This is a genomic window from Fontibacillus panacisegetis (assembly GCF_900102215.1).
GTDB lineage: Bacteria > Bacillota > Bacilli > Paenibacillales > Paenibacillaceae > Fontibacillus > Fontibacillus panacisegetis.
Window position 1 is genome coordinate 1 of sequence record NZ_FNBG01000026.1, and the last position, 12,609, is coordinate 12,609.

Annotated in this window: 9 protein-coding genes; 6 read left to right on the forward strand and 3 right to left on the reverse strand. The window is 48.5% G+C overall.

The features are described from left to right. The first annotated feature begins 651 nt into the window (after positions 1–651). A complete protein-coding gene (locus tag BLS49_RS18485; protein ID WP_091234199.1) occupies positions 652–1,626 on the forward strand; it encodes a sugar kinase in 975 nt (324 codons plus the stop codon). Between the two features lie 147 nt (positions 1,627–1,773). Here BLS49_RS18485 and kduD read toward each other — a convergent pair whose 3' ends face one another. From kduD to kduI, 3 genes are all read right to left on the reverse strand, one after another. Next, a complete protein-coding gene (kduD, locus tag BLS49_RS18490; RefSeq protein ID WP_091234203.1) occupies positions 1,774–2,526 on the reverse strand; it encodes a 2-dehydro-3-deoxy-D-gluconate 5-dehydrogenase KduD in 753 nt (250 codons plus the stop codon). A gap of 75 nt (positions 2,527–2,601) precedes the next feature. Next, positions 2,602–3,354 carry a DeoR/GlpR family DNA-binding transcription regulator gene (locus BLS49_RS18495; RefSeq protein ID WP_091234206.1) on the reverse strand — a complete coding sequence of 251 codons (753 nt, stop codon included), beginning with the start codon at positions 3,352–3,354 and terminating at the stop codon, positions 2,602–2,604. Between the two features lie 32 nt (positions 3,355–3,386). Next, a complete protein-coding gene (kduI, locus tag BLS49_RS18500) occupies positions 3,387–4,220 on the reverse strand; it encodes a 5-dehydro-4-deoxy-D-glucuronate isomerase (protein ID WP_091234209.1) in 834 nt (277 codons plus the stop codon). A 184-nt stretch (positions 4,221–4,404) separates the two neighbouring features. Between kduI and BLS49_RS18505 the strand changes: the two genes are divergently transcribed. The 5 genes from BLS49_RS18505 to BLS49_RS18525 all read left to right on the forward strand — a co-directional run bounded on the left by BLS49_RS18505 (position 4,405) and on the right by BLS49_RS18525 (position 12,558). Then, positions 4,405–6,057: a hypothetical protein gene (locus tag BLS49_RS18505; RefSeq protein WP_091234212.1), complete on the forward strand. Its 1,653-nt coding sequence runs from the start codon at positions 4,405–4,407 to the stop codon at positions 6,055–6,057. Continuing rightward, complete coding sequence (locus BLS49_RS18510) at positions 6,054–6,722, forward strand: bifunctional 2-keto-4-hydroxyglutarate aldolase/2-keto-3-deoxy-6-phosphogluconate aldolase (protein WP_091234215.1); 669 nt, start codon at positions 6,054–6,056, stop codon at positions 6,720–6,722. Before BLS49_RS18505 ends, BLS49_RS18510 begins: the two co-directional genes overlap by 4 nt. A gap of 103 nt (positions 6,723–6,825) precedes the next feature. Next, a complete protein-coding gene (locus tag BLS49_RS18515) occupies positions 6,826–8,901 on the forward strand; it encodes a glycoside hydrolase family 31 protein (protein WP_091234218.1) in 2,076 nt (691 codons plus the stop codon). 269 nt (positions 8,902–9,170) lie between these two features. Then, positions 9,171–10,763 (forward strand): response regulator, encoded by a 1,593-nt coding sequence (locus BLS49_RS18520; protein WP_091234221.1) that lies wholly within the window; start codon positions 9,171–9,173, stop codon positions 10,761–10,763. Between the two features lie 13 nt (positions 10,764–10,776). Continuing rightward, a complete protein-coding gene (locus BLS49_RS18525) occupies positions 10,777–12,558 on the forward strand; it encodes a sensor histidine kinase (RefSeq protein ID WP_091234224.1) in 1,782 nt (593 codons plus the stop codon). Positions 12,559–12,609: the final 51 nt, after the last annotated feature.

The window sequence follows — 12,609 nt, forward strand, 5'->3', positions numbered from 1 at the left end:
CAAGGAAGACGCCCCCTGCACCGCTTGATCCTGCCGCACTCTATGACCGTATCTCATGTGTAATAGTGTCATGATGCGGATTTTCTGAAATTCCTGCAAATGTGCAGGTTTTGTTTATGTAAAGTCTCTAAATGCCCTAAATTGCTGCAGATGCGCAGGCTTTCTCTAAGGATTCTCTTCAAACTAGTCTATTCTGAACCTTATTCCTGCATTTTTGCAGGCTTTTGTTCATCCTTTCATGGCTACTTTAAAAAAACTGTATTTTTGCATCCTTTTCCTGATATCTTGCCTTTACACTGCTAAACAAGAAATTTTATTTAAGGGACAGTCCGGTTCGTTACTCTCCTTCAGTGTAACCTAATGATTTCGAAAGCCCTTCTTTATCGAAAACAGGAGCCACAATGGCATAAACCCTCATTCCAACTCTATACTAATGAAAAAGGACCGATCGGAAAAAATTCTAATGGGTCCTTTTGCATTGGGGAAGAAACTTTCTTTATTTTGCTGTTTATAGGAATGGAATGAATCTTTTTTTATTTAATTCTACCTATTATAAATGTAGTCTCTTTCCGCAGAACATGAGATAATAAAGTGAGCATATATTGGTAATTGTAAATCGCAACGATATTAGGAAAAGGTGGAGAAAGACCGATGAATATTTCAGCTAGGAACCTACAGGCATCGCCAGAGGTCGTCACATTTGGCGAAAGCATGGCTCTGCTTATTGCCGAAGGTGGGAAAGGTTTAGAGTATGCCTCCAATCTGTCACCTTCATTTGGAGGAGCGGAGTCCAATGTGGCAATCGGGCTTGCCCGCTTGGGGCACGCTTCTGGATGGTGCGGGAGACTGGGGGATGATCCTTTTGGACATCGCATCTTAAAAGCAATAAGGGGGGAAGGCGTAGACACATCACGCGCCCGGCTTACGGATGAAGCACCTACCGGATTAATGATTCGTGAAAATGTTGCCGGGAGAAGCTCGGTACATTACTATCGCAAGCTGTCCGCAGCCAGCTTCATGCGTCCTGAGCATCTGGACGAAGCTTATATTGCCGGAGCCAAGATATTACATATTACCGGCATTACTCCAGCGCTTAGCCCGTCCTGCATCGAAACTGCTACTGCTGCGGTGGACATCGCCAAACGAAACGGAGTGAAGGTCAGCTTTGATCCCAATTTACGTCTGAAGCTATGGAGTGTGGAAGAGGCGCGCAAGGTACTTTTACCCTTAGCAATGAAAGCGGATTACTTCCTCCCAGGGCTTGATGAATTGAATCTGTTGTATGAAACGGATTCGATGGAGACTATTAAGGACAAGCTCCAGGAGCTTGATGCCGTGAGCATCTTAAAGGGCGGGGATAACTGCACTTATATTTTAGAAAACGGCAAGTTGACATCTGTACCCTATTTCAAAGTCGAACAAGTGATTGATACCGTAGGAGCGGGTGACGGTTTTTGTGCTGGTTTTCTGGCTGGCCTGATCCGAGGCTACAGTATGGAGGAAGCGGTTCGCCTTGGCAATCTGATCGGCTCTCAGGTCATTCAAGCGGTAGGCGATTGGGAAGGTCTTCCCAACGCGGCTGAAATCGAACGATTGCTGGCTGGGAAAGGACATGTGGAGCGGTAATTCACAGAAGCATCAGGAGGCTAGGCCCAAACCTTTGTCGGGGAGGGCCATGCCTGATTTGAGATACCGGAAAGAATGGAAAGAGGCAGCCGCCGTTGAATATTCGGCAGCTGCCTGCAGGTTATTTCAAATATAAAGTTGACTGACTTATCTCGCCATCCATCCTCCATCGACACAAAGAATATGGCCGTTCAGATAATCGGCCGCAGGGGATGCCAGAAAGGTCGCCGGACCTTTCACATCGTCAGGCGTACCCCAGCGCTCTGCAGGAATTCGATCCGTAATGGAGGCCGTCCGGTTCTCGTCAGCACGAATTGGCGCCGTATTGTCCGTTGCCATGTATCCAGGGGCAATGGCATTGATCTGGATACCGCTGCTTGCCCATTCGTTGGCGAACGCCTTGGTAAGCCCGGCTACACCATGCTTGCTGGCTGTGTAGCCCGGCACGTTGATTCCGCCTTGATAGGAAAGCATAGAGCAGATGTTGATGATTTTGCCGCTGCCCCGTTCAAGCATATGTCGGCCGGTAATTTGCGTCAGCAAGAATACTGTGTTCAGGTTCAGGTTAATAACGTCGAACCAGTCTTTTTCACTGTGGTCCTTGGCTGGAGTTCGACGGATGATTCCTGCATTATTGACGAGGACATCTATGTGTCCCGTCAGCTTAAGCGCTTCGTCAAAGACGGATTGCAGCTTACTGTGGTCGCTCAGATCGACAACAATCTCCGCAGCCTTTTGGCCAAGTGCGGTGATTTTGCTCACTGTTTCTGCACTGCTCCCAAGCGAAGCGCTTACGACGTCCGCCCCCGCTTCAGCAAGCCCGACGGCGATGCCTTGACCAAGACCGCCAGCAGCCCCGGTGACCAAAGCCGTTTTTCCCTTCAAATCAAATAAATTCATTGGTCAAACACTCCTTAGCTATCCATTTTTCCATTTTGTGAAAAATTATGTGAATCCTGCATTTCGCAATTTGTATTAAACTTCAATGGTTACTCCTGTATGCTCATATTGCTTCGCCAAATCGGCGGATAGCCCGCTGTCGGTAATAATGCGAGTCAACTCGCTTAATGCAGCAAATGTACGCAGTGCTGTTTGATCAAATTTTTGATGGTTCATTACAGCGATGACTTCGCGGGCCGTTTCAATCAAAGCCCGTTTGAACCCGATCAGATCGCCGGTATATATTGATAACCCGTGTTCAGGATGGATGCCTGTTGCCGAGATAAACGCTTTTTGGATGTTGAGCTGCCGAACATAAGCAGCCGCCTCCGGGCCGGCAAGCATATTGCGAACCCGATAGCCGCCAGGGACAACGAGGCGAATTTGATCTTTTGCGGCGAGTTCGCTGATGATGTACACATCGTTGGTAATTACGGTCAGCGATCTGTTTTCAAGCCTTCGGGCGATTTCCAGCGTTGTGCTTCCTCCGTCCAGCGCAATGATATCGCCTTCTTCAAGGTGAAGCAAGGCTTTGCGTGCGATTTCGGCTTTCTCCTCCGCATGCTTGGCCAAAGGCTCTCTGGACGGGAGTATTCCGAACTGGTCGCCTTGGGCCAGCACTGCTCCGCCATGCACACGAACGAGCAGCCCCTGCTCCTCCAGCCGGGCGAGATCCTCTCGGATCGTTTTTCCGGTCACCCGCAGTTTTTCACTTAATTCTGCTACCGTCACTTCCTTGTTCGTCAGCAGAACCTCCATAATCTTCTCGTACCGCCGAATCTGGCTCATGTTTTAACTCACTCTTCCATCAGGTTTTACTCTTATTTTAAATCCTTTATTGCCACGGCGTCCATGTCTGCATAGGCTTTGTTGTCCCCGGCCATGCCCCAGATAAACGTATAATTGCTTGTGCCTACCCCACTGTGGATCGACCAACTCGGAGAGATTACCGCCTGTTCATTGCGTATGACAATATGACGGGTTTCGTCGGGTTCCCCCATCAAGTGAAAAACAACTGCGTCCTCAGCAAGATCAAAATACATGTAGGCTTCCATTCGGCGAGGATGAACATGAGCAGGCATCGTATTCCACATGTTTCCGGTTTTTAGCTGAGTCATTCCCATCACCAACTGGGAGCTTTGAATACCGTTTTCATGGATGAAGCGGTGAATCGTCCGTTCGTTGGAATTCTCAATCGAGCCCAACGCGCCGGACTCTGCGTCGGCCAGCGTCGTTTTAGCCGTTGGGAACTCTTGATGTGCTGGGGCCGAATTCAAATAGAATTTAGCCGGTTTGGCAGCATCCTTACTTTTGAAAATGACCTCTCGTGAGCCTTTTCCTACATACAGGCAGTCCTTAGTATTCAGTTCATATTCGGTGCCATCAACAACGACCGATCCAGGCCCGCCTACATTGATAGCTCCAAGCTCACGCCGTTCCAGGAAAAAAGAAACTCCGAGCTCCTTAAGCTCCGTTTCCAGCTTGATCTCATCGTTAACCGGCGCTGCGCCTCCAATAATGAGGCGATCCTCATGAGTGAGCACCAGTTCCAGTTGATCCGGCGTAAACAGTGTAGGAATATGAAATTCCTTGCGCAGCCGCTGTGTGTCGAACTGCTTGACTTCATTCGGATGAGAGGCATAACGTCGTTCCATTTCAAAAACCACTCCTCATTTGTTCATTTATGTGTATAATGTTCGTATAGGTTCACATTAATCCATTTAGGTTCATTTTGCAAGAGCTTTTCATAATGATCAACAAACGATCATGACAATAAGCTCCTTAACCATAGTGGAACGTTGGGCCGAAACAAGCATTGGAACGGAAAGGAGTTTTTTTATGGATACTTATCGAAGCAGAATGCAGGAGATCGTACGGATTGTAGCGCGGAAGGCATGGGAACAGTCTGTTCTGTCCAGCGGCTTATGGTTTCACGGGGATATTCGCGATAACTTTTATTACGCTTCGTATTTGTTCGCAGCATCCGTTGATCCTGCGGAAGATCCGTCGTTTGACCAATGGGAAGGCAAGCGATTGGCCGAAAGGATGCTGCTTCAAGTGCTTCAGCTTCAGGATGCCCGAAAAGACAGTCCGATGTTCGGTCATTGGCCGCTTGGCCTGGAGCCGAAGCCGGAGCAGGCTTCGCCACATGTTCTGCCCGTGGAATTGATGGGCAGTCTGATGGTTTTTTTCCTTCAAACCTATGAACAGCATATGAGTAAGGGGCTCGCGGAGCTTTTTAATAGAGCGCTGGCAAATATATACCAGAGCGGGTTTTATCGTCAGCCGTTAAAAGATTACGGGCATCACGAAGCAAAATACACCGCTGCAAAGCTGATTTTCGGGCAACGCTTTCGAGACGATAAATTGTTGGCCGAAGGAAGAAGCAGCCTGAGGCAAACCTTGGAGCACATCCGTAGGGAGGGTATGGCAGATTACGGCAGCTTGCCTTGGTTTTGGCACTGGATTCAGGCATTTACCTGTGCATGGACGCTCTCGGAGGAGCCGGCCGTGAAGTCCGAGCTTTCCGAAATGCTAGACCATTTGTGGAATGTCAGGGCTCTATATTATTTGAAGGGAGCTTGGATAGGAGCGCATTCCCGGGGAAGGCCGCATGATACACCCAAGGATGGAAATGTGCTGCATGATTATGTACAGTTCGGCGATTTTGGGCTGCCGGAAGAGCTTCCCCGCACAGAATATGCAGGCTTCCTGTTTTATGAAGCTCCGAAGAATGCCCGCAGCACGGCGCTGGAGCATATTCATACGGCAGAAATCAGCAGGGTGGTTATGAAGGAAGTTGATGGTGTAAAGCGGAAGCTGCATTCCTATGTTTATGTGACCAATCAGTTTGCCGCAGGCGGTTTATGGGAAAGGGTCAAGGAGTTTGATAACGAGCAGCTTCGCTGGTTGTTCAGCCTCCCGGTTCGTCGCAGCGGGAAAGGGAATCAGCTTTACTTTTTCCATCCCGGGGAGGGCTACAATTCAGCTCAAAGCGATCCGCGCCATCAAAGTGAATGGACGGCCGTACTTTATCGAAAAAATGTGATCATGGCGCTGTATCCGCTTCCGGATGATGTCCCGGATGAAGTGGTTGGCGTGCTTCCGGAGGGAGAATGGACTTTTTCAGACCATGCTATTTTCGGCAGGGTGGAAGAGACTTATTTTGCCGTTTATTTGACGAGTCCCTACGAGGTTCGGCAGCGAATCGGTTATTCTCTGGTGGAGTGCAAGGGACACCGGACTGGCGTAGTTGTGGAAGCGATCGGCTCTTTGGATGCAACACAGTGTGGAATGTCTAAGCTAGAAGATTTTGTGCATAAGATGTCTGCTTGGAAGCCTCGATTTTTTATGGATGACGAATTTCGAGTTGAATATATCTCATTTGCAGAAAAGGAGCTTTTAACCTTAAGTGTTAAAAACCCCGGCAATCCGGGAGAAGCCAAAGCAAACGGCGAATTAATTCATTATAGAAAAGAGGATAATCTATGAAAAAGCTGCAATTAGTTCAAAAAATCGTCGAGGAAGGCGTCGTTGCCGTATTGCGTGGCGAAACGCCGGAAGAGGTTGTGGAAATGGCAGAGCAGGCTATTGCCGGCGGCATTAAAGTCATTGAAATAACGATGACGATTCCGTTCGCCCTTCAGGCCATCGAGCGATTGTCACGAAAATATTCATGGAATGCCAAGGATGAATCAAGCTATGCGATTATAGGCGTTGGGACGGTGCTTGACCCTGAGACGGCGCGGCAAGCTATTTTAAGCGGCGCCCAATTTGTCGTTGGGCCATCGCTGAATCGGGAAACAGTTCTGCTGTGCAACAGATACCGGATTCCGGTCATGCCGGGCTGCATGACGATCAAGGAAATCCAGGAAGCGCTGGAATTAGGGGCGGACATCGTAAAGCTGTTCCCAGGCAATCTGTACGATCCGTCGATGATCAAGGCAGTGAAGGGGCCGCTTCCGCAGGCCAATATTATGCCGACCGGAGGGGTTTCACTGGCGAATTTGGGCGAATGGATCAAAGTAGGGGCGGCGGCTGTCGGTATCGGCTCGGATTTGACGAATGAGGCGGTAAAGCAAAGAGACTTCTCGTTGATCGCCAAAAAAGCAGCAGCATATAAGGAAGAGTATATGAAGGCCAAAGGACTGGCATAATTTCTGATCACAACAAGGCATTGTCAACAGCATACTTGCGTTGCTGCCGGTTTTGTAGCATAACAGCTGGCAGATGAATTTTTCATAGAAATGAGGTTATCACATGGAGAAAATAGCAAACGGCATATGGAAATTTAGATGGGGAGAGCCAGAGAAGTATACACCGACGGCGCTCCGTGAATTCGATATTTTGCACGAGGCGTTAGAGCGCTTGACGTGTAAAGGGGAAACACCCATCCGCCCTAACGATATCAATGTAACCATTTCGCAAAGGGGTGTGCAGATTGAACTGCCGCTGCAAGAGGGTGAACAGGTTTACGGCTTTGGCCTGCAGCTGCACAGGGTAAATCACACAGGGCGAAAGAAGATGATACGCGTCAATAGCGACCCGGTTGCAGATACGGGGGATAGCCATGCACCGACTCCATTTTATGTCACCACTTCGGGTTACGGAGTACTTGTGGACACGTCCCGTTATGCAACCTTCTACTGCGGCACAAATTTGCGGAAAGGCGATTCCGCATCCAAAAAAAATGAACGAAAGACCGTGGGCACCTCCGAGATTGAACTGTACGGATACCAGACAGCTGAGGGAAACCGGACTGTGCTCGTCGATGTGCCGAGTGCTGCGGGTATTGATGTGTATCTGTTTGAGGGTCCAGATCTTCTTTCGGCTGTCCAGCGCTATGTACTGTTCTCAGGCGGCGGATGTCTGCCGCCAATGTGGGGGTTAGGCATGTGGTACAGGGCTTACAGCGCCGCGCAGAAAGAGGATGTCATGCGCCTGGCCGAGGGTTTCCGCAAGGACCAGATGCCAGTGGATGTATTCGGCTTCGAGCCGGGCTGGCAAACCCAGGCGTACAGTTGCTCCTTTCTATGGGACGAGGAGCGTTTCCCGAATCATCAGGCAATGCTTGAGCAACTGTACGATATGAATTACCGGGTGAACTTGTGGGAGCATCTATTTGTCCACCCAACTTCACCTATGTACGATAAGCTTTTGGATTACTCCGGCAATTACGAGGTATGGGAGGGGCTGGTTCCGGATTTGTCCATTGAGAAGGCAAGAAAGGTTTTCGCGGAGCATCATCTGGAGACGTTCGTGAACCGGGGGATATCCGGCTTTAAGCTCGACGAGTGTGACAGCTCGGACTATGTGCATTCCAATTGGTCTTTTCCCGATGCGGCTGTCTTTCCATCCGGCATGGACGGAGAGCAGATGCATAACCAGCTCGGCACGCTGTATCAGTCGACTTTGCTTGAACCTTTCGAGGTGTCGGGCAGAAGAACCTATTCACAGGTTCGTTCCTCCGGGGCACTGGCCAGTCCTTACCCTTTTGTGCTTTATAGTGATTTGTACGATCATAAAGACTTTATCCGCGGTGTTGTTAATGCCGGTTTTTCAGGATTGCTGTGGACGCCTGAGGTAAGGCAGGCCAGTTCGATCGAGGATTTGATCCGACGTATTCAGACTGTTGTGTTCTCTCCTATGGCCTTGCTCAACTGTTGGCAGATCCCGAACCCGCCGTGGCTGCAAGTCGATGGTGAGAAGAACAAGGCCGGGGAGTTCATGGAGGATTATAAATGGGTACAAGAAACATGCCGTGAGCTGTTTGAACTGCGAATGAGTCTCGTGCCTTACTTGTATACGGCCTTTGCCCGTTACCTGAAAGAAGGAGTTCCTCCGTTTCGGGCCTTGGTGATGGATTATCCGGATGACGAGCATACTTACAACATTGATGATGCTTATATGATGGGGGATTCCATACTTGTCGCACCGTTGGTGACGGGCGCACGGGAGCGCGAGGTTTACCTTCCGCGCGGGGATTGGCGCGATTTCTGGACGCATGAACGGTATAAGGGCGGGCGTGCATACACGTTTTCACCTGAGCTCAAGCGCCTGCCCGTTTTTGTCAAGGACAATACACTTCTTCCGCTGGCGAAGCCATTGCAATATATTGCCGATGACTCTGAATTTGAGCTGGCAGTCAGAGTATACGGAAGTTCCCCTGCGGATTTCTTGCTCTATGAAGATGACGGGTTCAGCCTGCAGCATCGGGAAGGGCATTACAATTGGATTCACCTCAGCTACGGAAAAGAGGGAAAAGGCAATGCCGAGCGGAGGGGGAATTTTGCTGGGAGCAAATACACGATTACGTCTTGGGAGAGGCTCGGATAAATTACGCATCTGCGGGATATTGTAGTAGAGTTGAAATTCAGGCTGTCCGTTTACGTCATTAAACTACGGGCAGCCTACAACGTTATAACTGCTGTGTTCAATCGGTCGTAATCTGAAATTAAAATAGTGCACACTCATCTTAAAAAACTTGCTTTGAGTTTGGGAAGCCGATGTTCCAGTAAAGTAAGTAAGGCGGTATAATGAGAGTACCTCACAGTTTTATTTTAAAAACTCTTGGTTGCTTACCGTACCGTAAGGGGGAGAGAAACATGCAGATAAGGGTATTGTTGGCGGATGATGAACCGGTAATATTACGAGGTTTAAAAAAGTTGATCTCTTGGGAGGCGCTTGGGTTTACTATCGTAGGAGAGGCTAATGATGGAAACGAGCTGAGACAGGTTATACACGATTGCCGTCCGGATCTGATTATCAGTGATATCAGTATGCCCGGCTGCAGCGGAATCGATGTGATCAGAGAGCTTCATGAGCAGAGCCGCCAGATCAAGGTTGTGTTCATCAGCGCTTATCAGGAATTCGCTTATGCCCGCCAGGCTATTCAATACGGAGCCCTTGATTATCTGGTCAAACCTGTGAGCAAAAAGCATCTGGAGGATGTGGTGAGCAAGGCCGCTTCGTTAATCCGCCAGGAGAACGAAGGGGAACGGACAAAGGAAATGCTGAACCACTACGAGCGTAAGAACAGGACCGTTACGATCGAGGAACTGCTGGATGGACTGATGGACGGGGACAAGCGGGCAGCGGGCCAATTGATTGGCATGGGGGCCATTGCGCTAAGCAGATATACTGGCGTCTGTTTACTGGAAACGGACGAAGAGACGGGCGGGGATTCACGTTGGGAGGAACGGGAACGCAAGCTGGTTCATTTTGCTCTGAACAATATAATAAAAGAAACGCTAGAAGGCAGGGATAATTGCCTGATGTTTCATAAAGACGGAAGGTTCGGCATTCTGACTCAATACGAGCAGCTTGGCGAACCGCTAAAGCTGGCTCAAGACCTTCATGGAAAAATAAATGTGTTTCTTAAGCTTAAGGTTTCGGTAGGCATCGGTGCAGCCGTATCCGGGATTGAGGCGGCCGATGAATCTTATCGTTTGGCGTTGGAAGCGCTTAAAACAAAATATTTTACCGGATTGAACGGGATTGTTGAAGCTGGTGTAGAAGATGTAGCCTATGCCTGTGAAATACACAACATTACGGAACTGCAGAGTGGGATCGTCAAGGCGCTTTCATCGCAAAACAAAGAGCAACTTATACAAACGACCGGCCAACTAATGGATGTTGTAAAGCATATGGCCGGGGGCAGCAAACATTTGGCTATTACAAACGTTTATAATACGATTTTGCTGCTGGAACAGGAAATGGAAAGTATCGGAGTGCAAATTGGCTTTTTTCGCGACGGTCAAGGTTCCCTTCTGGAAAGATTGTCGAGCCATGCGACTTTTACAGGTGTTGTGGACGAGTTCACATCCATCGTACAGCAAGCTTTCGACCGGATTGCACATAAGCTGGCGAACAAAGAGATCACTCAACTACGCCAGATCAAAGCGTACATGGAGGAGCATTATGCCGAGAACATTACGCTGGAGTCCATGGCTGCCCTTATTTATATGAATCCATACTATTTCAGCAGCTTTTTCAAAAAGCATACCGGAAAAAATTTCAAACAGTATTTAACGGAGGAACGGATGAAGCATGCACTCCGCCTGCTGTTGGAATCGGAATTAATGATTTACGAAATCGCGGAGCGTGTCGGCTACAACAACGCCCGGCATTTTAGCGACATGTTTAAGAAAGTGTACGGCAAGCTGCCTCAGGAGTATCGGCAATCGGGTGTGAAATAGGGGGCTTAATCTTATGTTACGCCTTAGGGGTAAAAAATTTACGAGCATTTTCGTCAAGTTTGCGACTTCATTCATTCTGGTGGGCCTCATTCCGCTATTTGCGCTCAGTCTATTTTCGATGAATGCCTTTACCGGGTACGTGGAGCGGTATACGACAGCCAATTTGCAACAAATGGTTCTGTATATGAGCTACAATCTGAATTCGGCTTTCGACCAGTACAATGAAATGTCCAAAATTATGTATACTGGCAGGTATGAAGGCTTTGTGGAGAGCGCCAGCCTGAATCAGACTTATAACGTCAACGAGTTGGAGCAAATCAACAACATACCGATTGACTCGTTTCTGAAAACCGTGCTGTACAGCGATCCATATATCAGCAGCGTTTTTTTTGTTCGGGAAAGCGATGAGAAGATATATTTCCAGGATAAGGGGAATCGTGGGCTGGATTCGAGTTTGCTACCATATCGGGATTGGCGCAGGCAAATGAACGGGAATCCTTCCAAGGTGGCTATTTTCCCCACCCATTCCACTGATTATTACTGGGACTCCAAGGGTAATGCATTTACCGTCGGGCGCAATCTGATTGATATTTCCGGCAAGGTGACTGCCAACCCGAAAGTCGTAGGCACTTTATTTATTGATGTAGATGTTTCTTTGTTCGATAAGTTCTTCAAAGAGTTAAATTTGGGCGAGAAAGACGAGCTCTATCTGCTGGATGGAGAGGGTCAGTTTTACTTCAGCAGCAGGGAGCTGTCCGATCAGGATAAAGCCAAAATTGCTGGGCAATCAGAAAAAGGAATGATGATGATTTCGGAGCCGATTCCGTTTCTGAACGGTATGTTAACGGCAAGAATTCATCGCGCCTCGTTGTTTCAGCAGCTGTTGTCCTTCAGGATAACTATTTTCATCGCTATCGGTTTATGCTCTATTGCGCTCATCGTAATGGGCACATGGTTCTCGAGGCGCTTGTCTGCTCCGATCCTCAAGCTGATGAAGCAAATGGCCAAGGTCGAATCGGGAAACCTTGATACGCAGGTGGAGGTACGCAGCAACGACGAGCTTGGCAGGCTTAGCCATAGCTTCAATCGGATGATCGACCGCTTGAAGGAGTACATCGACGAGGCATACGTTGCGCAAATTAAACAGAAGCAGACGGAATTGAACGCTTTGAAAAGTCAGATTCGCCCGCATTTTTTGTACAACACTCTTGAGGTAATTCGGATGAGCGCTGTAGATAAAGACGATCATGAGGTGGCCGATATGATTCTTTCTTTGTCGAATCAGCTCAAATACGTCATCGATTACGGCGAGGAAAAGGTAGGTATTGGCAGAGAACTCGACAATGTCAAAGACTACTTTTACATTATATCGGTTCGTTATGACCAGCGCTTCGAATTCAGCTATGACATTGCTTCGGGCGTAGATTTGAACTGGCAAATATTAAAGCTGTCGCTGCAACCGATCGTCGAGAACGCTATCCAGCATGGATTGAAGCAAAAAGGGAGAGGTACGGTCGGGCTCACCATTGAAAAACGCGGCATGGATCTTGTCATTACGGTTTACGATGATGGCGTCGGAATGAGCGTCGATACACTTACACGTTTGAACCTCGTGCTGAATGATGCAGAAGCCCCCGGCAAAAACGTCGGACTCAAAAACGTGCATGAACGGATCAGGTCGGTATTTGGCGAGCCCTACGGTATTGTGATCAACAGTCGCGAGCATATCGGCACGTCGATTGTTCTCACCTTTCCTATTGTGGAGGAGTATGTATCGGAACGAACGGAAATATGAACTTTCCGTTCGTTTTTTTTATATTCGCTTGAAGCGGTTATTTATCTTAAA

What these genes read in the sequence shown, in the direction of transcription:
- BLS49_RS18485 (WP_091234199.1), top strand. Translation starts at nt 652, where the DNA reads ATGAATATTTCAGCTAGGAACCTACAGGCATCGCCAGAGGTCGTCACA.
- kduD (WP_091234203.1), bottom strand. Translation starts at nt 2,526, where the DNA reads ATGAATTTATTTGATTTGAAGGGAAAAACGGCTTTGGTCACCGGGGCT.
- BLS49_RS18495 (WP_091234206.1), bottom strand. Translation starts at nt 3,354, where the DNA reads ATGAGCCAGATTCGGCGGTACGAGAAGATTATGGAGGTTCTGCTGACG.
- kduI (WP_091234209.1), bottom strand. Translation starts at nt 4,220, where the DNA reads ATGGAACGACGTTATGCCTCTCATCCGAATGAAGTCAAGCAGTTCGAC.
- BLS49_RS18505 (WP_091234212.1), top strand. Translation starts at nt 4,405, where the DNA reads ATGGATACTTATCGAAGCAGAATGCAGGAGATCGTACGGATTGTAGCG.
- BLS49_RS18510 (WP_091234215.1), top strand. Translation starts at nt 6,054, where the DNA reads ATGAAAAAGCTGCAATTAGTTCAAAAAATCGTCGAGGAAGGCGTCGTT.
- BLS49_RS18515 (WP_091234218.1), top strand. Translation starts at nt 6,826, where the DNA reads ATGGAGAAAATAGCAAACGGCATATGGAAATTTAGATGGGGAGAGCCA.
- BLS49_RS18520 (WP_091234221.1), top strand. Translation starts at nt 9,171, where the DNA reads ATGCAGATAAGGGTATTGTTGGCGGATGATGAACCGGTAATATTACGA.
- BLS49_RS18525 (WP_091234224.1), top strand. Translation starts at nt 10,777, where the DNA reads ATGTTACGCCTTAGGGGTAAAAAATTTACGAGCATTTTCGTCAAGTTT.